Source organism: Bordetella pertussis 18323, assembly GCF_000306945.1.
Taxonomy (GTDB): domain Bacteria; phylum Pseudomonadota; class Gammaproteobacteria; order Burkholderiales; family Burkholderiaceae_B; genus Bordetella; species Bordetella pertussis.
In genome coordinates, this window is sequence record NC_018518.1 from 1229468 (window position 1) to 1253771 (window position 24304).

21 protein-coding genes, 1 tRNA gene and 2 pseudogenes are annotated in these 24304 nt (G+C 66.9%); 19 read left to right on the forward strand and 5 right to left on the reverse strand.

The window, feature by feature from the left end:
* Window positions 1-2 precede the first annotated feature (2 nt).
* The 5 genes and pseudogenes from BN118_RS05835 (at window position 3) to BN118_RS05855 (ending at window position 5407) form a co-directional block, all read left to right on the forward strand.
* Window positions 3-2972, forward strand: a complete 2970-nt coding sequence (locus BN118_RS05835; protein WP_041166147.1) for a formate dehydrogenase subunit alpha — start codon at window positions 3-5, stop codon at window positions 2970-2972.
* A gap of 10 nt (window positions 2973-2982) precedes the next feature.
* A pseudogene (gene fdh3B / locus BN118_RS05840) lies at window positions 2983-3610 on the forward strand (formate dehydrogenase FDH3 subunit beta).
* Window positions 3607-3840: a lipoprotein gene (locus BN118_RS05845; RefSeq protein WP_003812666.1), complete on the forward strand. Its 234-nt coding sequence runs from the start codon at window positions 3607-3609 to the stop codon at window positions 3838-3840. The pseudogene fdh3B and the gene BN118_RS05845 overlap by 4 nt, the downstream one beginning before the upstream one ends.
* 12 nt (window positions 3841-3852) lie before the next feature.
* Complete coding sequence (locus BN118_RS05850) at window positions 3853-5010, forward strand: formate dehydrogenase subunit gamma (protein ID WP_014905616.1); 1158 nt, start codon at window positions 3853-3855, stop codon at window positions 5008-5010.
* Between the two features lie 22 nt (window positions 5011-5032).
* Window positions 5033-5407, forward strand: coding sequence for a hypothetical protein (locus tag BN118_RS05855; RefSeq protein WP_004567447.1), 375 nt, complete (start codon window positions 5033-5035; stop codon window positions 5405-5407).
* A 33-nt stretch (window positions 5408-5440) separates the two neighbouring features.
* Here the strand turns inward: BN118_RS05855 and BN118_RS05860 are convergent, their stop codons facing one another.
* A complete protein-coding gene (locus tag BN118_RS05860; protein ID WP_010930377.1) occupies window positions 5441-6556 on the reverse strand; it encodes a substrate-binding domain-containing protein in 1116 nt (371 codons plus the stop codon).
* A gap of 163 nt (window positions 6557-6719) precedes the next feature.
* On the opposite strand from BN118_RS05860, the pseudogene BN118_RS05865 reads away from it, so the two are divergent.
* From BN118_RS05865 to BN118_RS05930, 14 genes and pseudogenes are all read left to right on the forward strand, one after another.
* Window positions 6720-7459 (forward strand): annotated as a pseudogene (locus tag BN118_RS05865) (ABC transporter permease).
* Complete coding sequence (locus tag BN118_RS05870) at window positions 7456-8160, forward strand: ABC transporter ATP-binding protein (RefSeq protein ID WP_010930378.1); 705 nt, start codon at window positions 7456-7458, stop codon at window positions 8158-8160. The pseudogene BN118_RS05865 and the gene BN118_RS05870 overlap by 4 nt, the downstream one beginning before the upstream one ends.
* A complete protein-coding gene (locus tag BN118_RS05875) occupies window positions 8157-8975 on the forward strand; it encodes an ABC transporter substrate-binding protein (RefSeq protein WP_004567445.1) in 819 nt (272 codons plus the stop codon). The genes BN118_RS05870 and BN118_RS05875 overlap by 4 nt, the downstream gene beginning before the upstream one ends.
* A gap of 283 nt (window positions 8976-9258) precedes the next feature.
* A complete protein-coding gene (leuC, locus tag BN118_RS05880) occupies window positions 9259-10662 on the forward strand; it encodes a 3-isopropylmalate dehydratase large subunit (RefSeq protein ID WP_010930379.1) in 1404 nt (467 codons plus the stop codon).
* 14 nt (window positions 10663-10676) lie between these two features.
* Window positions 10677-11327, forward strand: a complete 651-nt coding sequence (leuD, locus tag BN118_RS05885; protein WP_010930380.1) for a 3-isopropylmalate dehydratase small subunit — start codon at window positions 10677-10679, stop codon at window positions 11325-11327.
* Between the two features lie 81 nt (window positions 11328-11408).
* The gene (leuB, locus tag BN118_RS05890; RefSeq protein WP_010930381.1) at window positions 11409-12485 is read left to right on the forward strand and encodes a 3-isopropylmalate dehydrogenase; all 1077 of its coding nucleotides are present in this window, start codon (window positions 11409-11411) and stop codon (window positions 12483-12485) included.
* 186 nt (window positions 12486-12671) lie between these two features.
* A complete protein-coding gene (gene asd, locus BN118_RS05895; protein ID WP_014905617.1) occupies window positions 12672-13802 on the forward strand; it encodes an aspartate-semialdehyde dehydrogenase in 1131 nt (376 codons plus the stop codon).
* Between the two features lie 170 nt (window positions 13803-13972).
* Entirely contained in the window at window positions 13973-15556 is a 1584-nt protein-coding gene (locus tag BN118_RS05900) for a FimV/HubP family polar landmark protein (protein ID WP_010930383.1), read from the forward strand.
* Window positions 15557-15559: 3 nt separating this feature from the next.
* Entirely contained in the window at window positions 15560-16372 is an 813-nt protein-coding gene (truA, locus tag BN118_RS05905; protein WP_010930384.1) for a tRNA pseudouridine(38-40) synthase TruA, read from the forward strand.
* Between the two features lie 145 nt (window positions 16373-16517).
* Window positions 16518-17612 carry a TRAP transporter substrate-binding protein gene (locus BN118_RS05910; protein ID WP_014486072.1) on the forward strand — a complete coding sequence of 365 codons (1095 nt, stop codon included), beginning with the start codon at window positions 16518-16520 and terminating at the stop codon, window positions 17610-17612.
* Between the two features lie 211 nt (window positions 17613-17823).
* Entirely contained in the window at window positions 17824-18453 is a 630-nt protein-coding gene (locus BN118_RS05915) for a TRAP transporter small permease subunit (protein WP_010930386.1), read from the forward strand.
* A gap of 2 nt (window positions 18454-18455) precedes the next feature.
* Window positions 18456-20123: a TRAP transporter large permease gene (locus BN118_RS05920; RefSeq protein ID WP_003816741.1), complete on the forward strand. Its 1668-nt coding sequence runs from the start codon at window positions 18456-18458 to the stop codon at window positions 20121-20123.
* Window positions 20124-20137: 14 nt separating this feature from the next.
* Window positions 20138-20794, forward strand: a complete 657-nt coding sequence (locus BN118_RS05925) for a phosphoribosylanthranilate isomerase (protein ID WP_014905618.1) — start codon at window positions 20138-20140, stop codon at window positions 20792-20794.
* Window positions 20795-20828: 34 nt separating this feature from the next.
* Window positions 20829-20905: transfer RNA gene (locus tag BN118_RS05930), tRNA-Val, on the forward strand.
* Between the two features lie 266 nt (window positions 20906-21171).
* Here the strand turns inward: BN118_RS05930 and BN118_RS05935 are convergent.
* The 4 genes from BN118_RS05935 to ehuC form a co-directional block, all read right to left on the reverse strand.
* Window positions 21172-22122 (reverse strand): IS481-like element IS481 family transposase, encoded by a 951-nt coding sequence (locus BN118_RS05935; protein WP_005013747.1) that lies wholly within the window; start codon window positions 22120-22122, stop codon window positions 21172-21174.
* A 98-nt stretch (window positions 22123-22220) separates the two neighbouring features.
* The gene (locus tag BN118_RS05940) at window positions 22221-22991 is read right to left on the reverse strand and encodes an amino acid ABC transporter ATP-binding protein (protein WP_003812577.1); all 771 of its coding nucleotides are present in this window, start codon (window positions 22989-22991) and stop codon (window positions 22221-22223) included.
* A complete protein-coding gene (gene ehuD / locus BN118_RS05945) occupies window positions 22988-23659 on the reverse strand; it encodes an ectoine/hydroxyectoine ABC transporter permease subunit EhuD (RefSeq protein WP_010930397.1) in 672 nt (223 codons plus the stop codon). The genes BN118_RS05940 and ehuD overlap by 4 nt, the downstream gene beginning before the upstream one ends.
* Window positions 23656-24297 (reverse strand): ectoine/hydroxyectoine ABC transporter permease subunit EhuC, encoded by a 642-nt coding sequence (gene ehuC / locus BN118_RS05950; RefSeq protein WP_003812581.1) that lies wholly within the window; start codon window positions 24295-24297, stop codon window positions 23656-23658. The genes ehuD and ehuC overlap by 4 nt, the downstream gene beginning before the upstream one ends.
* Between the last annotated feature and the right edge of the window lie 7 nt (window positions 24298-24304).

Genomic DNA, 24304 nt, shown 5'->3' on the forward strand with positions numbered 1-24304 from the left:
GCATGTTGCTGACCAAGAAAACCAGCGGAGCCGCTGCGGGCGCCTCCGAGTCGCACTTCATCCAGAGCCTGCGCCGCGGCATGGCGCAAGCGCTGCCCACGATGGACCGCCGCACCTTCCTGCGCCGCTCGGGCCTGGGTGTGGGCGCCGGCCTGGCCGCCACCCAGCTGTCGCTGGTCAAGCGCGCCGAAGCCGCCGAAGGCGATGGCAAGGTGGCCATCGGCAATACCAAGATCGAAGTCCGCCGCACGGTCTGTACGCACTGTTCGGTGGGCTGTGCCGTCGACGCCGTGGTCGAGAACGGCGTCTGGGTGCGCCAGGAGCCGGTGTTCGATTCGCCCATCAACCTGGGCGCGCACTGTGCCAAGGGCGCCTCCGTGCGCGAGCACGGGCACGGCGAGCACCGCCTGCGCTATCCCATGAAGCTGGTCAACGGCAAGTACCAGCGCATCAGCTGGGATACCGCGTACGAGGAAATCACCGCCAAGCTGATGCAGTTGCGCAAGGAAAGCGGGCCCGACTCGGTCTACTGGATCGGCTCGTCCAAGCACAACAACGAGCAGTCGTACCTGCTGCGCAAGTTCGTCAGCTTCTGGGGCAGCAACAACTGCGACCACCAGGCGCGTATCTGCCACTCGACCACGGTGGCCGGCGTTGCGAATACATGGGGCTACGGCGCCATGACCAATTCGTACAACGACATGCAGAACTCCAAGGTGGCGCTGTACATCGGCTCGAACGCCGCCGAGGCCCACCCGGTCTCGATGCTGCACATGCTGCACGCCAAGGAAACCGGCTGCAAGATGATCGTGGTGGACCCGCGCTTTACCCGTACGGCGGCCAAGGCCGACCAGTACGTGCGCATCCGCTCCGGCACCGATATTCCGTTTTTGTTCGGCCTGCTGTACCACATCTTCAAGAACGGCTGGGAAGACCAGGCGTACATCGACGCGCGCGTCTACGGCATGGATGAGGTCAAGGCCGACATCCTGGCCAAGTGGTCGCCGGACAAGGTCGAGGAAGCCTGTGGCGTGGACGAGGCCACGATGTATTCGGTGGCCAAGACCATGCACGAGAACCGGCCCGGCACGCTGGTGTGGTGCATGGGCCAGACCCAGCACTCCATCGGCAACGCCATGGTGCGCGCTTCCTGCATCGTGCAGCTGGCGCTGGGCAACGTCGGCAAGTCCGGCGGCGGCGCCAACATTTTCCGCGGCCACGACAACGTGCAGGGCGCCACCGACGTGGGCCCCAACCCCGACTCGCTGCCGGGCTACTACGGCCTGGCCGAAGGTTCCTGGAAGCACTTCGCCAACACCTGGGGCGTGGACTACGAGTGGATCAAGGGCCGCTACGCGTCGCCGGCCATGATGACCAAGCCGGGCATCACCGTGTCGCGCTGGATCGACGGCGTGCTCGAGAACCCCGACCTGATCGACCAGGACACCAACCTGCGCGCCGTGTTCTATTGGGGACACGCGCCCAACTCGCAGACGCGCGGGCTGGAAATGAAGCGGGCCATGGACAAGCTGGACCTGCTGGTGGTGGTCGACCCGTATCCGTCGGCGACCGCGGCGATGGCCGCCATGCCGGGCAAGGCCGAAGACCTCAACCCCAACCGGGCGGTCTACCTGCTGCCGGCCGCGACGCAGTTCGAGACCAACGGCAGCTGTACCGCTTCCAACCGTTCGCTGCAATGGCGCGAGAAGGTCATCGATCCGCTGTGGGAGAGCCGCACCGACCACATGATCATGCATCAGCTGGCCGAGAAACTTGGCTTTGGCAAGGAGCTCAGCAAGAACTACAAGATGCAGAAGGTCAAGGGCATGGACGAGCCCGTGGTCGAGGACATCCTGCGCGAGATCAATGCCTCGGTCTGGGCCATCGGCTACACGGGCCAGAGCCCCGAGCGCCTGAAGGCCCACATGCGCAACATGCACGTGTTCGACGTCAAAACGCTGCGCGCCAAGGGCGGCAAGGACGCCGAGACCGGCTACGACCTGACCGGCGACTACTTCGGCCTGCCGTGGCCATGCTGGGGCAATCCCAGCCTCAAGCATCCCGGCACCGCCAACCTGTACGACACCAGCCTGCACGTGATGGACGGCAGCGGCAACTTCCGCGCCAACTTCGGCGTCGAGCGCAACGGCGTCAACCTGCTGGCGGCCGACGGCTCGCACTCCAAGGGCGCCGACCTGACCACCGGGTATCCCGAGTTCGACCACGTGCTGCTCAAGAAACTGGGCTGGTGGGAGGACCTGACGCCGGAAGAGCAGAAGGCCGCCGAAGGCAAGAACTGGAAGACCGACCCGTCGGGCGGCATCATCCGCGTGACCATGAAGGTGCACGGCTGCCATCCGTTCGGCAACGCGCGGGCGCGCGCCGTGGTGTGGAACTTCCCCGACGCCATTCCGCAGCACCGCGAGCCGATCTACGGCACGCGCCCGGACCTGGTCGCCAAGTACCCCACGCACAACGACCTCAAGACGTTCTGGCGCCTGCCCACGCTGTATACCTCCTTGCAGCAGAAGAACGTTGCCGAGAAGCTGTACGAGAAGTTCCCGATCATCCTGACCTCGGGCCGCCTGGTCGAGTACGAGGGCGGGGGCGAGGAAACCCGCTCCAACCCCTGGCTGGCCGAACTGCAGCAGGAGAGCTTCGTCGAGCTCAACCCCAAGGCGGCGGCCGATCGCGGCATCCGCAACGGCGACCGGGTGTGGGTCCTGACGCCGACCGGCGCGCGCCTGAACGTGCAGGCCCTGGTGACCGAGCGGGTCGGCCCCGATACGGCTTTCATGCCGTTCCACTTCTCGGGTCACTGGCAGGGCGTGGACATGCTGGCCAGCTATCCGGAAGGCGCGGCGCCCATCGTGCGCGGCGAAGCGGTCAACACGGGCACCACGTACGGCTACGACTCCGTGACGATGATGCAGGAAACCAAGACCACGATCTGCAACATAGAAAAGGCCTGAGGAGATTGCCATGGCTCGAATGAAATTTGTCTGTGATGCAGAGCGCTGTATCGAATGCAATGCCTGCGTGACGGCGTGCAAGAACGAGCACGAAGTCCCCTGGGGCGTGAACCGCCGCCGCGTGGTGACGCTCAACGACGGCGTGCCCGGCGAGAAGTCCATTTCGGTGGCCTGCATGCACTGCAGCGACGCGCCCTGCATGGCGGTGTGCCCGGTCCTGCTTCTACCGCACCGACGAGGGTGTGGTGCTGCACAACAAGGACACCTGTATCGGCTGCGGCTACTGTTCGTACGCCTGTCCGTTCGGCGCGCCGCAGTTCCCCTCCGAAGGGGCCTTCGGCGTGCGTGGCAAGATGGACAAGTGCACGTTCTGCGCCGGCGGGCCGGAAGAGCACGGCAGCGCAGAGGAGTTCGAAAAGTATGGCCGCAACCGGCTGGCCGAGGGCAAGCTGCCGGCCTGCGCCGAAATGTGTTCGACCAAGGCGCTGCTGGCCGGCGACGGCGACGTGGTGGCCGACATCTTCCGCACCCGCGTGATCCATCGCGGCAAGGGCGCGGAAGTCTGGGGCTGAGGCACCGCCTATGGCTCCAAGCAGGCCGGGCAGCCGCCGGCCGCCGACGCCAAGGCCAAGCCATGAAGACGAATCCGCGCCTTCTCCTGATCGCAGCGGCCGCCGTGTTCGGCCTGGCCGCCTGCACCGAAAAACCGCAGGAGCTGCATTCCGGCGTCGTGGGCAAGCCTGCCTATGACGGCACGGGCAGCAATTTCGTCGCTCCGGGCTGGAAGCAGGGCGACAAGAACAGTTGGCAGCAAGAGTTGAAAGTTCGCGCCCAACGGGGCCAGAACGAGTACACCCGGGTCAACTGAGCGGAGGTCGCCATGATACGGTCACTGTTCGCGGCGCTGCTGGCAAGCGCCCTGCTGGCGACGGCGGGGGCGCAGACTGCCGCGCCGTCCGCCGGCGCGCCCGCCATGGGCGGCATCCAGAGCGCCAATATCTTCGAGGTCAAGCCCGACGCCAGCGAGCAGCCGGGCTATGCCGAGCAGACCAATGCCGAACGCGCCAAGGTGCAGCCGGGCAACAATGCGCCCATGTGGCGGCAGGTCAACTCGGGCCAGCCCGGCTACAGCAGCCTGCCGGCCAGCGAGGCCCCCGAAGCCGGCGTGCTGATCCAGCGTTTCGTCCAGTATCCCGGCTCGCAGTACACCACGGCCGGCGAGGCCTGGCGCCAGGTGCGCAACAACTGGCTCATCCCGTACGGCGGCGGCCTGCTGCTGATCGTGCTGGTGGCGATCGCGCTGTTCTTCCTGGCCAAGGGGCCGATGAAGCTGCGCGAGGCCGAGACCGGCCGCCGCATCGAGCGCTTCACGTACTTCGAGCGCGCCGCGCACTGGGTCAACGCCACGGCCTTCGTCATCCTGGCGCTGACGGGCATCGTCATCGCGTTCGGCAAGTTCTTCCTGCTGCCCATCATGGGCAGCGCGGCGTTCGGCTGGATGACGTGGCTGCTCAAGACCGTGCACAACTTCGTGGGTCCCGTGTTCGCGGTGTCGCTGCTGGTGGTCATCCTGACCTTCATCAAGGACAACCTGCCGCGCCGCGACGACCTGATCTGGTTGCGCAAGGGCGGCGGCCTCATCACCGGCGCGCACGTGCCTTCGCATCGCTTCAATGCCGGCGAGAAGATCATGTTCTGGGTCGGCATGCTGTTCCTGGGCGCGCTGGCGGTGGCCTCGGGCCTGTTCCTGGACCAGGTGTTCCCGGGCCTGTCGTACGTGCGCGGCAACATGCAGATCGCCCATATGGTGCATGCCGCGTCGGTCGTCCTGATGATGTGCATGATCATGGGGCACATCTACCTGGGCACCATCGGCATGCGTGGCGCCTTCAAGGCCATGAAGACCGGCTATGTCGATGAAACGTGGGCGCGCGAGCACCACGAGCTGTGGTACGACGATATCAAGGCGGGCAAGATTCCCGCCCAGCGCACGCCCGACAAATCGGCCAAGCGGCTGACCCGTCCGGCGGGCGCCTGACCGTCCCGAGCCAGGAGGCACCATGAAAAAGATTGCCGCGTTGATCATCGCCCTGGCCGCCGCGCCGGCCCTGGCCAAGCTGCCGCCGCCTACGCCCGAGGCCGCGGCCAAGGCCAAGGAGACCGCGGCCAAGGCGGCCTGGTCGGGAAAAATGGATGCCTTCCGGCTGTGCCGCGTGCAGGACGAGGTGGCGGCGACTTACTTCGAGCGGGCCAAGGCGGCCGGCAAGACGACCCGCGCGCCCATGGCCACGCCCGAGTGCAAGGATCCGGGGCCGTTCGTCTACAACGTGGAAGACAAGCCGCGCGAGGCGGCGGGGGCGCATTCGCCGGCCGATACGGCGGCCAAGCCGCCCAGTTCTCCCGCGCCGGCTGCCGAACAGAAGCCCGGCCAGTAGCCCGGGCGGCAAGCCGCGCGGCGTCCGGCCGCCTCAGGCCGGGCGCGTGCGCCGGACCTTCTTGCGCGCGAAATCCCACCAGGGCAGCACGCGCCGCATCGACAGTACCTGCCCGGTCTGGGCCGGCGCATAGCCGGGAATGGCCGCCAGCGTGGCCTGCCAGGCCGGACTGCGCAGGATGGACAGCAGCGCCTGCGTGGAGGGCTGGTCCAGCGTCGATTTCAGGCACACCAGGAAATAGTTCTCGCGCACCAACGGAATGAAATCCAGCCGCTCGCGGTGCGCCGCCGGCTCGATACCCAGGCCGGCATCGGCGCTGCCCGAGACAATGGCGTGGGCGACCGCCGCGTGCGAAGGCTCGGTGCGCTCGTAGCCGGCGATGGCCGCGGGTTTCAGCCCGGCCCGTTCCAGCAGCTCGTCGAACAGCACCCGGGTCCCGGTGCCCAGCGCGCGGTTCACATAGCGCACGCCGGAGGCGGCCAGGTCGGCCAGGGACGTGATGCCGTGCGGGTTGCCGCGCGCCACGATCAGCCCCTGGCTGCGCTGCGCGAAGCCGATGATCTTGTGCAGGCCGGGCTGCAGCATGGGCTTGTAGGTGCGCTCGGCCAGCGAGCCCGGTTCCGGCGCTTCGCGGGTGTGAAAGCCTGCCATGACGCAGCGCCCTTCGTTCAGGGCGCTGATGGCGTCCACGCTGCCGGTGAAGCGGATGTCCAGGTGCAGCTTGGCGCTGGCCACCGCGTGCTCGCGCAGCGCCTGCAGCGCGTTGTCGTGGCTGGCGTACAGGGGCACGACGTGGGCGGCGTCGTCGAAGGCCACCGCGAACGCGCGCTCGAGGTCGGCGCGCAAGGCATTGATCTGCGGCGCCAGGCGCGCCTGCGCCTGGCGCTCGGCCCACAGCAGCTTCTCGCCGAACTCGTTGAGCCGCGCCGGCTGGCCCTTGTCCCAGACGATCAGGGTGCGGCCCAGGGTCTGTTCCCATTTTTTCAGCTCGCCCCACACATGGCGGTACGACAGGTCCAGCGCCTTGGCGGCGGCCGAAATCGAACCGTGCTCGCGCACGGCCGACAGCAGGTCCATCAACGCGTTGCGCAGCAAGGCGGGGCGGGGGTCGCTCGGACCCAGGGAATAGGAGATCTCGATGTGGCGCACGCGGCAAGTATGCCCGAAATGCGGGGCTTGCTGCGGGCGCCGGCGGCAGGCCGTTTCCGTGGCGACAGGCTTGCTTCCATCCCTATGCAATTCTGTTCATATGGCCGGGCCCGCGGCCCTGCGATACGCTCCGGCAATTAACAAAATGAAGTAAGCGAATACATTGTCAGAGAGCCTTGCGATTGCGCTGCGTCTGATCGTGTCCGGCGATCCGGTCCTGATGGCCATCGTGGGACGCTCGCTGGCGGTCAGCGCGACGGCCTGTGTCCTGGCCTGTCTCATCGGCATGGCGGCAGGCGGGTGGCTGGGCGTTGCGCGCTTTCGCGGCCGCGGCATCGTGCTGACGCTGCTCAACACCTCGCTGGCGCTGCCTTCCGTGGTGGTCGGGCTGGCCATCTACCTGCTGCTTTCGCATTCCGGCCCGTTGGGCTTTCTCGGCTGGCTGTTCTCGTTCAAGGCCATGGTGGTGGCGCAGACCATCCTGGTCGTTCCCATCGTCACGGCGCTGGTGCGCCAGACCATCGAGGACGCCGAGCGCCACCATGGCGAACAACTGCGTTCGCTCGGCGCGCGGCCGGGCATGCTGAGCCTGCTGCTGCTGTGGGACGAGCGCTTCACCTTGCTGACCATCGTCATCACGGCGTTCGGCCGCGCGGTGTCGGAGGTCGGCGCCGTGATGGTGGTCGGCGGCAACATCGACGGCTATACCCGCGTGATGACCACCGCCATCGCGCTGGAAACCAGCAAGGGCGATCTGCCGCTTGCCATGGCCCTGTGGGCATGCTGCTGCTGCTGGTGGTGCTGCTGCTCAATATCCTGGCCGCGCTGGTGCGGCGCTGGCGCCTGCGCCGCGATACGGGCCTGGCCGGCCTGTATGGCCGGCACGCGCGGGGCATGGCATGACGGTGCTGTTCGACCTGCGTGGCGCCGACGTCTACTACGGCCCGGTGCATGCCCTGCGGGCGGCCGAACTGCGCATCTGCGCCGGCGAACAGGTGGCGCTGGTCGGCGCCAATGGCAGCGGCAAGAGCACCTTGCTGCGCCTGTTGCACGGGCTGGTGACGCCGCGCGCGGGCCAGGCGCGATGCGCGGCGCGCGCGCGCCAGGCCATGGTGTTCCAGCAGCCCTACATGCTGCGCACTTCGGCGCAGAACAACGTGGCCCTGGCGTTGTGGCTGCGCGGCATGCGCTGGCGCGACGCGCGCGCGCGGGCGCTGCATGCCCTGGAGCGCGTCGAGCTGATCGAGCTGGCCGGCCGCAACGCCAAATCCATGTCGGGCGGCCAGCAACAGCGCCTGGCGCTGGCGCGCGCCTGGGCGCTGGAGCCCGAAGTGCTGCTGCTGGACGAACCGACTGCCAGCCTCGACCCCCATGCCAAGCGCGACGTCGAATTGCTGATGGAGCAGTTCGCGCGGCCGCGCGACGGGCTTGCGCCGGCCATGATCTTCAGCAGCCACAACCTGGGCCAGGTCAAGCGCCTGGCCCGGCGCGTCATCTACCTCGAGCGCGGCCGGATCCTGGCCGACCTGCCGGTGGACCAGTTTTTCAACGGGCCGCTGCCCGAAGCGGCGGCATTGTTCGTCAAGGGAGAACGCATACCATGAAAATCCTCAACGCAATCCGCCGCGGGCTGGCGCTGGCCGGCCTGGCCACCGTGCTGGCCGCGCCGCTGGCGGCGCGGGCCGAGACCATCGTCATGGCCTCCACCACCTCGACCGAGCAATCAGGCCTGTTCGGACACCTGTTGCCGGCCTTCAAGAAGGCCAGCGGCATCGACATCAAGGTCGTGGCCCAGGGCACCGGCCAGGCGCTGGACATGGCGCGGCGCGGCGACGCCGATGTGCTGTTCGTGCACGACCAGGTGGCCGAGGAGAAATTCGTGGCCGACGGATACGCGGTCAAGCGCTACCCGGTCATGTACAACGATTTCATCCTGGTCGGTCCGGCCAAGGACCCGGCCGGCGTCAAGGGCAACGACATCGTCGCCGCGCTGGGCAAACTGGCCAAGGACAACGCCGACTTCATCTCGCGCGGCGACAAGAGCGGCACGCATGCGGCCGAACTGCGGTTCTGGAAGCAGACCGGCTCGGACAGCAAGGGCAGCGGCTACAAGGAATGCGGCTGTGGCATGGGGCCGGCGCTGAACATGGGCTCGTCGATGAACGCCTATGTGCTTTCCGATCGGGGCACCTGGCTCAGTTTCAAGAATCCGGGCGAGCTGAAGATCCTGGTCGAGGGCGACAAGCGCCTGTTCAACCAGTATGGCGTGATGGTGGTCAATCCGGCCAAGTTCCCGCACGTCAAGGCCAAGGCCGCGCAGCAGTTCGTCGACTGGGTTACCTCCAAGGCGGGCCAGGACGCGATCGCCAGCTACCAGGTCAATGGCCAGCAGTTGTTCTTTCCCAACGCCGACAAATGAGCGCCTGACCGCATGGCCGCCTCGCGAGGCGGCGTCTGCCCGGCCGGTTGAGCGGCCGGGCGCGTGCGCGCCGCGCGGACAGCACGAAATCCAAAGGCCACGAGACACTCGTGGCCTTTTGCACGGGGCGTCGCCGCCAGCCGCTTGCCGGCGCAGGGTAGTGCTTTCAATACTAGGATAACAGGTGTGATTGTACTAGCTTGAGAGGCTCGGCATAATCGAGTCGAACGTCGCTTCGACGTATGCCCGGCGCATGCCGGATGTTCCTCTCAAGAGTGCTTCCATGGCCCAAACGCTTTACGACAAACTCTGGGACGCCCACGTCGTCCACCAGGAATCCGACGGAACCTGTATGCTCTATATCGACCGCCACCTGCTGCACGAAGTGACCAGCCCGCAGGCGTTCGAGGGGCTGGCGCTGGCCGGACGCCAGCCGTGGCGCGTCGGGGCCAACCTGGCCGTGGCCGACCATAACGTTCCCACGCTCAACCGCGCCCAGGGCATCGAAGACCCGATCTCGCGCCTGCAGGTCGATACGCTGGACGACAACTGCGCCAAGTACGGCATCACCGAATTCCGCATGAATGACCTGCGCCAGGGCATCGTGCACGTCATCGGCCCGGAGCAGGGCGCGACCCTGCCCGGCATGACCGTCGTCTGTGGCGACTCGCATACCAGCACGCACGGCGCGCTGGGCGCGCTGGCCTTCGGCATCGGCACTTCCGAGGTCGAGCACGTGCTGGCCACGCAGACGCTGCTCATGAAGAAAGCCAAGAGCATGCAGATCAACGTCGAGGGCGAGTTGCCGTTCGGCTGTACCGCCAAGGACGTGGTGCTGCACATCATCGGCATCATCGGCACGGCTGGCGGCACCGGCCACGCCATCGAATTCTCCGGCAGCACGATCCGCGGCCTGTCCGTCGAGGGCCGCATGACGGTGTGCAACATGGCCATCGAGGCCGGCGCGCGCTCGGGCATGGTGGCCGTCGACGACAAGACCATCGATTACTTCCGCGGCCGCCCGTTCGCGCCCGTCGGCGTGCTGTGGGACCAGGCCGTTGGCTATTGGCGCACGCTGCACTCGGATGCCGGCGCCAGGTTCGACCGCGTCATCAACGTCGATGCGCGCGACATCAAGCCGCAGGTCACCTGGGGCACTTCGCCCGAAATGGTGCTGCCCGTCGATGGCCGCGTGCCCGATCCCGATCGCGAGAAGGACGACGTGCGCCGCAGCGGCATGGAACGCGCGCTCGAGTACATGGGCCTCAAGCCCAATACACCCCTGGTCGATATCCGCGTCGATCGCGTGTTCATCGGCTCGTGCACCAACTCGCGCATCGAAGACCTGCGCGCGGCCGCGGTCGTGGCGCGCGGCAAGCGCGTGGCCGCCAACGTGCGCCAGGCCATGGTGGTGCCGGGTTCCGGGCTGGTCAAGCAACAGGCCGAGCGCGAGGGGCTGGACAAGATCTTCATCGAAGCCGGCTTCGAGTGGCGCGAGCCGGGCTGTTCGATGTGCCTGGCCATGAATGCCGACCGCCTCGAACCGGGCGAGCGCTGCGCCTCGACCTCCAACCGCAACTTCGAAGGCCGTCAGGGGCAGGGCGGGCGCACGCACCTGGTCAGCCCGGCGATGGCCGCCGCCGCCGCGGTGGCCGGCCATTTCGTCGACGTCCGCTCGTTCCGTTGATCCAGGATTCCAACATGCAAGCATTCACCCAACACGAAGGCCTGGTGGCGCTGCTCGATCGCGAGAACGTCGACACCGACCTCATCATCCCGAAGCAATTCCTCAAGTCGATCAAGCGCGCCGGCTTCGGCCCCAACCTGTTCGACGAACTGCGCTACCTGGACCATGGCGAACCGGGCATGGACAACAGCAAGCGTCCGCTCAACTCGGATTTCGTGCTGAACCAGCCGCGCTACCAGGGGGCCTCGGTGCTGCTCGCGCGCAAGAACTTCGGCTGCGGTTCCAGCCGCGAGCACGCGCCGTGGGCGCTGACGCAGTACGGTTTTCGCGCCATCATCGCGCCGTCCTACGCCGACATCTTCTTCAACAACAGCTTCAAGAACGGCCTGCTGCCCATCGTGCTGGGCGAGCTGGAAGTCGCGCGCCTGTTCGACGAAGTCAAGGCGTTCCCCGGCTTCAAGCTGAACATCGACCTGGAGCGCCAGGTCGTCATCGCGCCGGATGGCCGCGAGCTGGGCTTCGATATCGAACCGTTCCGCAAGTACTGCCTGCTCAACGGCCTGGACGATATCGGCCTGACCCTGCGCCAGGCCGACAAGATCCGCGCCTTCGAGGCCGAGCGCCTGGCGCGCCACCCGTGGCTGGAAAGCCGCCCGGTCGCCTGACGCGTTGCCTGCCGGCCCGCCGTCCGCGTTGATCGCGCGCGGCGGGCCCTTGCCTTGTTTTCTCGCTTACAGGAATTTTTCATGACTCATCAGATCGCAGTCCTCCCCGGCGATGGCATCGGCCCTGAAATCGTCGAGCAGGCCGAGCGCGTGCTCAAGGCGCTGGACCTGCCGCTCGAACTGCGCCAGGCCCCGGTGGGCGGCGCGGCCTTCGACCAATTCGAGCATCCCTTGCCGCCGGCCACGCTGGAATTGGCGCAAGGCTCGCACGCGGTGCTGTTCGGCGCCGTGGGCGACTGGAAGTACGACACGCTGCCGCGCGAATTCCGCCCTGAGCAGGCTATCCTGGGCCTGCGCAAGGCGCTCGGACTGTTCGCCAACCTGCGCCCGGCGATTCTCTACCCCGAGCTGGCCAGCGCCTCCTCGCTCAAGCCCGAGATCGTGTCCGGTCTCGACATCCTGATCATCCGCGAACTGACCGGCGACATCTATTTCGGTACGCCGCGCGGCGTGCGCACGGCCGCCGATGGCGCCTTCGCCGGCGAGCGCGAAGGCTACGACACCATGCGCTACGCCGAGTCGGAAGTGCGGCGCATTGCCCGCATCGGCTTCGAGTCGGCCCGCAAGCGCAACAAGAAGCTGTGCAGCGTCGACAAGGCCAACGTGCTGGAAACCTCGCAGTTCTGGCGCGACCTGGTGATCGAGGTCAGCCGGGATTATCTCGACGTGGAGCTGTCGCATATGTATGTCGACAACGCCGCGATGCAGCTGGTGCGCAATCCGCGCCAGTTCGACGTGATCGTGACCGGCAACCTGTTCGGCGACATTCTTTCGGATGAGGCTGCCATGCTGACGGGCTCGATCGGCATGCTGCCTTCGGCCTCGCTGAACGCCGCCGGCCAGGGCCTGTACGAGCCCAGCCACGGATCGGCGCCCGACATCGCCGGCCAGGGCATCGCCAATCCGCTGGCCACCATCCTGTCGGCCGCCATGCTGCTGCGCTATTCGCTGAACCTGGCCCCGCAGGCCGACCGCGTCGAGGCGGCCGTGCGCAAGGTGCTGGCCGACGGCCTGCGCACCGCCGATATCCACGAGGCCGGCACGACCAAGGTGTCCACCTCGCAGATGGGCGACGCCGTGCTCAAGGCCCTGGGCTGAGCCGCAGCGCCCGGCGCCGGTGCCGGGCGCGCCCACTGTGCGCAAGGGCCGCGATTTTTGCGGCTTTTTCGCACAATTTGTCCCTATATTCTCGGATGCAGCGCAACATCGGTGCGCACATTCTGATAAATTGTCCAGGTTGCAGGTTCTTTTCTTTCTACCGATACCTTTTTAAGAGCTCTAGAAATGACGCAAGCAGTAGGCCTCGTCGGTTGGCGCGGTATGGTCGGTTCCGTTCTCATGCAGCGCATGCGTGACGAGAACGACTTCGCACTCATCGAACCCGTATTCTTTTCCACCAGCAACGCTGGCGGCGCCGCGCCCGCCTGGGCCGAAGGCGCGGGCTCGTTGCAGAATGCCTACGACATCGACGCTCTTAAGAAACTGCCGATTATCGTCACCGCCCAGGGCGGCGACTACACCAGCGAGGTCTATCCCAAGCTGCGCGGCGCGGGCTGGCAAGGTATCTGGATCGACGCCGCCAGCACCCTGCGCATGGCCGACGACGCCATCATCGTGCTCGATCCGGTCAACCGGCCGGTGATCGACGCGGCGCTCAAGCGCGGCGTGCGCAACTTCGTGGGCGGCAACTGCACAGTCAGCTGCATGTTGATGGGCCTGGCCGGCCTGTTCAACAACGACCTGGTCGAGTGGATGAGCTCCATGACCTACCAGGCCGCTTCGGGCGGCGGCGCGCAGCACATGCGCGAACTGCTCACCCAGTTCGGCCTGCTCAACCAGGCGGTCAAGCCTCTGCTCGACGATCCGGCTGCGGCCATTCTTGATATCGACCGCGGCGTACTGGCGCGCCAGCAGGACCCCTCGTTGCCGCAGGAGCATTTCGGCGTGCCGCTGGGCGGCAACCTGATCCCCTGGATCGACAAGGATCTGGGCGACGGCATGTCGCGCGAAGAGTGGAAGGCCGAGGCCGAGACCAACAAGATCCTGGGCCGCGGCGCGGCGTTCGGCACGCCGGCCACGCCCATCGATGGCCTGTGCGTGCGCATCGGCGCCATGCGCTGCCATAGCCAGGCACTGACCATCAAGCTCAAGCGCGATGTGCCGCTCGACGAGATCGAGGACCTGATCGCGGCCGGCACGCAATGGGCCAAGGTCGTTCCCAACACCAAGGAAGACACGGTGAAGGCGCTGACGCCGGTGGCCGTGACGGGCACGCTGGATATCCCGGTGGGCCGCCTGCGTAAGCTGTCGATGGGGCCGCAGTACCTGGGCGCCTTCACGGTCGGCGACCAACTGCTGTGGGGCGCGGCCGAGCCGCTGCGCCGCATGCTGCGTATCGCGCTGGCCGAAGCCTGACGCGCGGCGCCGGCGCGCATGGCAGGATACAAGGGCGCCCGCGGGCGCCCTTGTCGCAGGCGCGCCGTTTTCGACGGCAAGGGCCGCGGGTTTGTGAATCGTGGCCGATCCATTACACTTTTCCCCTGCATTTGCCGGCCATTCGCTCTGACCACGGAATCCTCATAAATATGCGTTCGACCTTGCGCCCTCTGCAGCCCGCCCGCCGTTCACAGGCCCTTTCGTGGGCCCTCGTCCTGGCGCTGGGGGCCGGGGCCACGGGGGCCGAGGCGGCCCGGCTCGGGCATGCGCGGGTGGTTTCGCCGCCAGGCGCCGCCTTGCAGGTCGTGGTGCCCTTGCTCGAACTGAGCGCCGACGACCTGGCCACCCTGCAGGTTTCGCTGGCCGACGAAGCGGCCTGGCGCCAGGCCGGCCTGACTCCGCCGGTGCCGCTGTCCAGCGCCACCGTGCGCATCGAGCCGGGCGCCGACGCGTCGCGCCGCAACGTGCGTATTTCTTCCAGCCAGCCGCCTGCCGGCAACGCGGTCGACGTGCTGCTGGACCTGCGCTCGGGCGCCGGCCAGCGGCAGGTCCAGGTCACCGTCCTGGTGCCGCCGCGCGGCAGCGCTGCGCGCGTGGCGCCGGCCAGCGTCGGCACGCCCGCACCGGCCGGCCAGGCCAGCGCCGGCTCCATCGACGTGCGACGCGGCGATACGCTGTTCGGCATCGCCCAGCGCAATGCCGTGGCCGGCGCCAGCGTCTACCAGATGCTGGTGGCGCTGTGGCGCGCCAATCCCGAGGCCTTCATCCAGAACAACATGAACCTGGTGCGGGCCGGCGAGACACTCGACATTCCCGACGCGGCCACGGTACGCGCCATCGATCCGGCCGAAGCGCGGCGCATCTTTGCCCAGCATGCCGAGGCCTTCGCGCGTTATCGCGGCCGCGCCGGCGCGCTGGCCGCGGGCGGCGCGGCCGTCAGCGGTACGGGCGAGGCCGGCGCGGGCCGGCTGGGCAGCGCGGCGCAGGCCGAGGCGGCCGGCGCCGCCACGGCGCAGGATCGCCTGCGCCTGTCCAGCGCACAGGGCGGCGCCAACGCGCAGGCCGATGCCGCGGGCGACGCGCGTGCCTCCAGCGGGCGCGCGCTCGATGACGCGCAGCAGCGCGTCGAAAAACTGCAATCCAACGTCGATGCGCTCAGCCAGGCGGCCGGCGCCGGCAAGACGGCAAGCGGCGAGGGCAGCGCGCCCGCCAACGCATCGGCGGGCGCCGGCGGCCAACCCGGTGCCGATGGCAAGGCCGGCGCTGACGGCAAGCCCGGATCAGACGGCAAGCCGGGCGCTGACGGTAAGCCAGGCGCCGACGGCAAGCCGGGCGGTGCCGCCGCCGGCGCAGGCGCAGCTACGCAGGCAGGCGCGGCATCGGCAGGCTCGACGGGCGGCAATGGCGCCGCCGGCAGCGCTGGCGCGGGCACCGCAGGCAGCGGGCCTGCCGCCGCAGCGGCCAAGGGCGAGTCCTCGCAGGGCGGCATGCCCGGCTGGCTGGCTGACAATCTGCTGGCCATAGTCACCGCCGTGCTGGCGCTGATCGTCTTCATCGTCGCCTGGGCCCTGCGCCGCGCCGGCGCCCGCCGCGACGACGACGACGAGGCTTCGGCGGCCTATCCCGAGCCCACGCTGGACACGGCTGCGCTCACGCGCAAACTGGACTCGATCAGTCTCGACCTGGACGAGCCGCCCACCGACGAACCCCGTCCGGGCGGCAAGCGAACCTGATTCATGTCTCGCATTGCATTGGGGCTGGCCTACGACGGCTCGGCCTGGCAGGGTTGGCAGACGCAGCCGCATGGCGTGACCGTGCAGGACCAGGTCGAAGCCGCGCTGGCTTCGTTCGCGGGCGGCGGCGGGCCGGTGGCGACGGTCTGCGCCGGGCGCACCGACACGGGCGTGCACGCCGCCATGCAGGTCATTCATCTCGACACCGATTTGCAGCGTCGCGACGAGTCCTGGGTGCGCGGCGTCAACGCCTTTCTGCCGCCCAGCATCGTCGTGCAATGGGCGCGTCCGGTGAGCGAGGCCTTTCATGCGCGCTTCTCGGCGCGCTCGCGCACCTACGTCTATCTGCTGTGGCGCGGCCGCGTGCGGCCGGCGCTATGGGCCGGCCGAGCCGGCTGGGCATTCCAGCCGCTGGACGTGCCGGCCATGCGCGCCGCGGCCCGCGCGCTGCTGGGCGAGCACGATTTCTCCAGTTTCCGCTCCTCGCAATGCCAGGCGCGCCATCCGGTGCGCACGCTCCACCGCCTCGACATCGACGAGCGCGGCGCATTCCTGGTGTTCACGCTGCGCGCCAATGCCTTTCTGCACCACATGGTGCGCAATCTGATCGGCGCCTTGCTGCAGGTGGGGCAGGGGCGCGAACCGGTGGCCTGGATGGATGCGTTGCTGTGCGCGCGCGACAGGCGGCTGGGCGCGCCCACGTTCATGCCCGACGGCTTGTATCTTTCAGCGATCGAATACCCGGCGGAGTTCGGTTTTGACGAACTCGACGGTGGGATAACGCTGCTCTCGCCGTTCACGGGCGCTTTAGGGTAATCAGCAGGGCGGCAAGACCGCCCGATCCCGATATCATTGCGGACGAAAAAAAAAGCGGAACCCTCTATCAGGTTCACCGCGTGCGGCCGTTTTACGCAAACGGTCCGCGCTCAGCGCATTCTTCCACACCCAGGAGACACCCGTAATGCAACGCCGTTCGTTCCTCAAGCAGGCCACATTGGGCGCCGCCGCCGGTGGCGCAGCCCTGGCAGCCCCCCCCCTGGCGCAAGATTCCCCCACCATCCACTGGCGCCTGGCCTCCAGCTTTCCCCGCAGCGCCGATGCTATCTTCACGGGCGGCGAGAACCTGGCCAAATACGTAAGCGAAGCCACGGACGGCAAGTTCAGCATCCGCGCGTTTCCCGCCGGCGAGATCGTGCCCGCGCTGCAAGTCCTGGACGCAGTCCAGAACGGCACCATCGAGTGCGGCCATACCGCCTCGTACTACTACTTCGGCAAGGATCCGGCGCTGTGCTTCGACGGCGCGGTGCCGTTCGGCCTGAATACCCGCCAGATGAACGCCTGGATGCGCCACGGCGACGGCCTGAAGCTGACGCGTGAGCTGTTCCAGAAGTACAACGTGGTCAATTTCCCGTGCGGTTACACCGGTACCCAGATGGGCGGCTGGTTCCGCAACGAGATCAAATCTGTCGACGACCTGAAAGGGCTGAAGTTCCGCGCCAGCGCGTTCGCCGGGGCGGTGCTCTCGCGCCTGGGGGTGGTGCCGCAGCAGATTGCCGGCGGCGATATCTATCCCGCCCTGGAAAAAGGCACCATCGACGCGGCCGAATGGATCGGTCCGTACGACGACGAGAAACTGGGCTTCCACAAGGTGGCCAAGAACTACTATTTCCCCGGCTGGTGGGAAGGCACGCTGCAGGTGTCGCTGTACGTCAACCAGGACGTCTACAACCAGCTGCCCAAGCATTACCAGGCGGCGTTGGCCCAGGCCGCGGCGGCCGCCACCAACGACATGATCGCCAAGTACGACGCCGAGAACCCGGCGGCCTTGCGCCGCCTGGTGGCCGAGGGCGCGCAGCTCAAGGCCTTCCCCAAATCCGTCATGGAGGCTTGCTATACCCAGGCCCAGGCGGTCTACAAGGAGTTCTCCGAGAAGGACCCGATGTTCAAGCGCGTCTACGACAGCATGGTGGCTTTCCGCGACAACGAGATCCCCTGGTTCCGCGTGGCCGAAGGCAGCTACGACGGGTTCATGGCGACGGTGGCGCGGGGCAAATAACCCCGTTTCGACGCGACGCGGGCCGGCCGGACCGCCACAGGATATAAAATTCCCAGGTTTGGCCCGGCGCGGCGCCCATCAAGAGCGGACGCGGCCCGTGGTTCCACGCACGGCGGCAACGGCCTGGCAACCCCAAAGCGGCCGCGTGCTTATCCCGGATGCCTGATGTCCAGGCGCCGGGCAAGAAGCCTTTTTTCAAAGTATTCCCATCATGAAAGCATTACTCGCCTTATCGCGCGGCATAGACGCGCTGAACCTGCGGGTCGGCCGGGCCGTGACATGGGTCACCTTGCTAGTGGTGCTGGTCAGCGCCGGCAATGCCGTGGTGCGCAAGGTGTTTCATAGCAGTTCGAACGCCTGGCTGGAACTGCAGTGGTACATGTTCGGCGCGATGTTCCTGCTGACCGCGGGCTACACGCTGCTGAAGAACGAACACGTGCGGGTGGACATTCTGTCCTCGCGGCTGCCGCGCCACAAGCAGATCTGGATCGAGATTTTCGGGGTGGTGTTCTTTCTGCTGCCGGCGTGCACCCTGATCATGGTTCTGTCGTGGCCGGTGTTCATGGATTCGTACCTGAGCGGCGAGCAGTCGTCGAACTCGGGCGGGTTGATCCGCTGGCCGGTCAAGCTGTTGATTCCGGTGGGGTTTGCGCTGCTGGTGCTGGCGGGGCTGTCGCACCTGATCAAGTGCATCGGGTTCTTGCGCGGGCAGTGTCCGGACCCGACCGCGCGCGAGGGCAGCAAGAGCGCCGAGGAGCTGCTGGCCGAGGAGATCGCCCGCGAGGCGCTGGAGCGCGAGGCGAGCGTGCAAGAACAACGTAATAACCACGAAGGCCGCTGATCATGGAGTTTCTGATAGCCAATCTGGCGCCGATCATGTTCGCGACGCTGGTGCTGTTCTTGCTGCTGGGTTTTCCGGTGGCGTTCGCGCTGGCGGCCAACGGGATTCTGTATGGTCTGGTGGGCATCGAGCTGGACCTGCTCAGCCCGGCGCTGTTCCAGGCCTTGCCGCAGCGGGTGTTCGGCATTATTTCCAACGACACGCTGCTGGCGGTGCCGTTCTTTACCCTGATGGGGCTGGTGCTGGAGCGATCGGGCATGGCCGAGGACCTGCTCGAGACGATCGGCCAGGTGTTCGGTCCGTTGCGCGGGGGGCTGGCGATCGCGGTGGTGTTCGTGGGCGCGATGCTGGCGGCGACCACCGGCGTGGTGTCGGCCTCGGTGATCTCGATGGGACTGATTTCGCTGCCCATCATGCTGCGCTACGGGTATGACAGGCGGCTGGCCAGCGGGGTGATCGCGGCCTCGGGCACGCTGTCGCAGATCATTCCGCCCTCGCTGGTGCTGATCATCCTGGCCGACCAGCTGGGGCGCTCGATCGGGGACATGTACCGCGCGGCGATGGTGCCGGGGTTCGTGCTGGCGGGGGCGTACATCGCCTATGTGGTGATCGTCTCGCTGGTCAAGCCCTCGGCGGCGCCGGCGCTGCCCGAGGAGGCGCGCAGGTTTCGCGAGCCCAACGGCTCGCGCGGGGGGCGTTCGCTGCTGGTGCTGATGCTGATTTCCTCGCTGTCGGCCTATGTGCTGGGGCAGTGGCTGGAGAACGACACGGCGCCGGTCGACGAGCAGGTGGTGGTGAGCCTGCTGCTGTGGGGGCTGACGGCGTTCGTGATCGCGATCGCCAACAAGGTGTTCCGCCTGAAGATGCTCTCGGCGCTGGCCGAGCGGGTGACCTTCGTGATGATCCCGCCGCTGTTCCTGATTTTCCTGGTGCTGGGCACGATCTTCATCGGCGTGGCCACGCCCACCGAGGGCGGGGCGATGGGGGCGGTGGGGGCGATCATCATGGCGCTGATCCGCCGGCGCCTGACGCTGGACCTGCTCAAGCAGGCGATGGACACGACCACCAAGCTGTCGTGCTTCGTGGTGTTCATCCTGGTGGGCTCGACGGTGTTCGGGCTGACCTTCCGCGGGGTCAACGGCGATCTGTGGGTCGAGCACCTGCTGATCGGGCTGCCGGGCGGGGAGTGGGGGTTCCTGATCGTGGTCAGCGTGCTGACCTTCGTGCTGGCGTTCTTCCTGGACTTCTTCGAGCTGGCGTTCATCATCGTGCCGCTGCTCGGCCCGGTGGCCGACAAGATGGGCATCGACCTGATCTGGTTCGGGATCATCCTGGCGGTGAACATGCAGACCTCGTTCATGCACCCGCCGTTCGGCTTCGCGCTGTTCTACCTGCGCTCGGTCGCGCCCAAGGACGCCTACAAGGACAAGATCACCGGCAAGGTCATCCAGCCGGTGACCACCGGCCAGATCTACTGGGGCTCGGTGCCGTTCATCGTGATCCAGCTGTTCATGGTGGCCGCCGTCATGCTGTTTCCCGGCATGGTCATGCACTACAAGGGCGGCCAGTCCACCGTCGACCCGGCCAGCGTGAAGATCGAGATCGAAAGCAATTATGGAACTAATATCTATGGAGACGAAAGCTCCGATCCCGGGGCAGCGTTCAAATAGGTAGCACGGTAGTCATGCGTACACGCGTCAAGATCTGCGGGCTGACCCGCGAACAGGACATCGCCAGCGCCGTCCAGGCTGGCGCCGATGCCATCGGCTTCGTGTTCTATCCGGCCAGCAAGCGCCATGTCGATCCTGCCCGCGCGGCGCAACTGCGCCGCGAGGTGCCAGCCTTCGTCGATGTGGTGGCCCTGTTCGTCAACCCGCGGCCCGACGAGGTCCAGGCGGTGCTGGACCACGTGGCGCCCGACCTGCTGCAGTTCCACGGCGACGAAACCCCGCAGGATTGCGGCCGCTACGGCCGCCGCTACCTGCGGGCCTTTCGCGCCGGGGCCCCCGGCCTGGACAGCGCCGCCGGCCTGGCCGCGGCCTGTCGCCAATATGCCGACGCGGCCGGCTGGCTGTTCGACAGCTACAGCGCAGGCTATGGCGGCAGCGGGCAGGGCTTCGACCACGGCCTGCTGGCCGGCGTGCAGGCCGATCCGGCCTCGTGCGCCATCGTGCTGGCCGGCGGGCTGCACCCGGGCAATGTCGCCGACGCCGTGCGCGCCGTGCGGCCGTGGGCGGTCGATGTCAGCAGCGGCGTGGAGGACGCGCCCGGCATCAAGTCGGTCGGCAAGATCCGGCAACTGATGGCGGCGATAAAAAGCGTCGACCAAGTTGCACGCTGAAAAAAAGCCATATATAATTCTTCTTCTTCTTTGCAGGCGGTTAGCTCAGTTGGTTAGAGCGCTACGTTGACATCGTAGAGGTCGTTGGTTCGAACCCAATACCGCCTACCAGAGTTTTTTCGGTGCCGCAGGTATCGAAACGGAAAACGCCAAGTCGCTGACTTGGCGTTTTTTGCCTGATCGCAGCTTCGCCCCGGACAGGATCTGCAACGAGGGCGCAAGATGCTGACTTCATTGCGCTCATCGTGGTGCTGACGTGGCCTGTATATCGTCGACCCGGGATTCTGGCAAGGTGGAGCTTTTTCCTGTGCTTCGTGTAATCTACACGCAGGAAATTCCTGGCTGATCATGCGTTGGCACTAAAAGCAGCGGCAGCGCTAGGTGTGAACTGTCAATAGGTTGTATTCGTCCAGGTTGAGTCTGGAGATGGGTACAGCGCGCCCGATGCCTTGGTGGGGTCGATGCCAGTTGTAGTGGTGTAGCCAGGATTTCATGGCATCGGCTCGGTGTTGGGAGTTCTGGTAGGTGTGAGCGTAAGCCCACTCACGCAAGGCCGACTGGATGAAGCGTTCGGCCTTGCCATTGGTCTGTGGGCGGTAAGGTCGGGTAAAGCGGTGCTTGATGCCCAGCTCATGGCACAGCGCGGCGAAGGCGCGGCTGCGAAAGGCCGAGCCATTGTCGGTGAGCAAGCGCTGGATGGTCACGCCCAGGCGCTGGTAGTAGGCCACTGCGTCCTTGAGGAACTGGACGGCGCTGGGGAAGCGCTCGTCGGGGTGGATGTCGGTGAAGGCCACGCGGGCGTGGTCATCGATGGCCACGAAGACGAAGTCCCAGCCGGCCCCCTCAACGGTATCGCGTCGGTTGCCCGTGACCCGGTGACCAGGGCGCTGGATACGTCCCAGCTTCTTGATGTCGATGTGCAGCAGATCGCCGGGGGCCTGATGCTCGTAGCGCACCACCGGCTCGGCCGGCTCCAGGTCGGCCAGGTGCGACAGACCGGCGCGGGCCAGGACGCGGCTGACGGTGCTGGCTGACACGCCCAGCGCCTGGGCGATGCGCGCTTGGGTCAGCCGCTTGCGGCGCAGCTCCACGATAGCCAGCGCCTTGGCCGGCGCAATCGCTCGGGGCGAGACCGTCGGGCGCGAGGACGCATCGGCCAAGCCCGCCTGGCCCTGAGCCAGGAAGCGGCCCAGCCATTTGCGCACAGTCGGCGCGGTGACCCCATAGGCGCGGGCCGCTTCAGGCACACAAACTTGATGGGCGATCAATTGCTGGACCATTTCGAGTCGACGTAGGAAGGTCAATCGGGCATGCTTATGGGTGTTCATCCGGCCGGGCTCCTTGAGTGAACTGGGGGGGTGGCGATTTCCAGTTTCTCAAATCCGGTTCGGATGAACCATGCATACAACCTATTGAATCTTCACACCTAGGCGGCCTCGATCACCGATTGCAGGAACTGCTGCGTGCGCGGCTCGCGCGGCGCGGCGAACAACTGGGCCGACTCGGCGTCCTCGACGATATTGCCTTCGTCGAAGAACAGCGTGCGGTCCGAACTGCGCTCGGCGAATTTCATCTGGTGGGTGACGATGATCATCGTCATGGTGCGCCGGGCCGCCAGGTCGCGCAGAATCTGCAGGATACCGCCCACCAGTTCCGGATCGAGCGCCGACGTCACCTCGTCGAACAGCATGACCTCCGGGCACATGGCCAGCGCCCGCGCAATACCGACGCGCTGCTTCTGGCCGCCCGACAGTTGCGCCGGATAGGCATCCAGCTTGTCGCCCAGGCCCACCATGTCCAGGTACTCGCGGCCACGCGCCACCGCCTCGTCGCGCGACAGGCCCAGCACGTACAGCGGCGCTTCGATCACATTGCCCAGCGCCGTCTTGTGCGGAAACAGGTTGAAGTGCTGGAACACCATGCCGATCTTGCCGCGCACCCGGCGCACATGGGCCGAGTTGGGCCCCATTTCGCGCCCTTGCGCGTCATGCCACATGGATTCGCCATCGATCTCGATCGCGCCGCTGGTCGGCCGGTCCAGGGTCATCAGCAGGCGCAGCAAGGTCGATTTGCCGGAGCCGGACGGCCCGATCACCGAGACGGTCTGGCCGGCCGGAATTTCCAGGTCTATGCCCCGCAGCACGTCCAGGTCGCCGTACCGCTTGCACAGTTTGGCCAAACGGATGCTTGCGCTCATCTCTTGCCTCCATACAGTTTCAGGCGCGCCTCCAGGCGTCGCACCCCCCAGGCCGCCACCAGGCTCAGCAACAGGAACAGCACGCCCACCAGCGTCAACGGTTCGGTATACCGGAATGTGGTCGACCCGATGATCTTGCTCTGCTGCAGCAGTTCGACCACCGTAATGGCCGACAGCAGCGGCGTGTCCTTGAACATGGCCACCAGGTAGTTGCCCAGCGCCGGCACCACGGGCGGAATGGCCTGCGGCAGCACCACGCCCACCGCGGTGCGCCAGCGCGACAGGTTCAATGCGGTGGCGGCCTCGTGCTGGCCGCGCGGCACCGCCTCGATGCCCGCCCGGTACACTTCGGCGCAATAGGCCGCATAGTGCAGGCCCAGCGCCAGGATGCCGGTGGTCAGCGGCGACATCTGCCAACCGGTGACCGGCAGCACGTAGAACAGGAAATACATCTGCACCAGCAGCGGCGTGCTGCGCACGAACTCGATCACCAGCGCCGTCAGGGCCGACACCGGCCAGAACGGCGAGCGGCGCAGCAGCGCCAGGGCCAGGCCGAGCGTCACGGCCACCAGCATGCCCAGCAGGGTCGCCTGCACGGTGATGGCCAGCGCCGAGCCGAGCATCGGCAGGATTTCGAGCGCGAACCCCCAATCGAAAATCGGACTCATCGGACCTTGAACCTCCGCTCAAGCATCCGGATCCCGCCTGTGATCACCAGCGCCACCGCGAAATACAGCAGCAGCACCAGGGTGAAGATTTCGGTGGTGCGCAAGGTCTCGCTGCGCAGCAACTGCCCCCTGAACGTCAGATCGGTAATCGTGATGAGCGACACCAGCGCCGTGTTCTTGAGCAGTTCGATCAGCAGGTTGCCGGTGGGCGGCAGCATGGCCGGCACCGCTTGCGGCAGGATGATGCGCCATATCGTCCGCGCGCGCGTCAGGTTCAGCGCCACCGCCGCCTCGCGCTGCCCGGCCGGCACGGCCAGGATGGCGCCGCGCACCACTTCGGCGCCATAGGCCCCGGCATTGGCGCCCAGCACCACGATTCCCACCAGCAAGGCCGGCAGCTTCATGCCGAACATCGGCAGCACGAAATAGAACCAGAACAGCTGCACCAGCGCCGACGTACCGCGAAACACCTCCACATAGACCGCCGCCGGCGCCCGCAGCCACGGACTTGCGGACAGCCGCGCCAGCCCGGCGGCCAGCGCCAGCGGAATCGCCAGCGCCGCCGCCCCGGCGGCAATCCGCAAGGTGACCGCCAGACCGTCCAGCAAGGGCGGCAGCAGGGACCAGGTGTTGTCCATCGCCGTC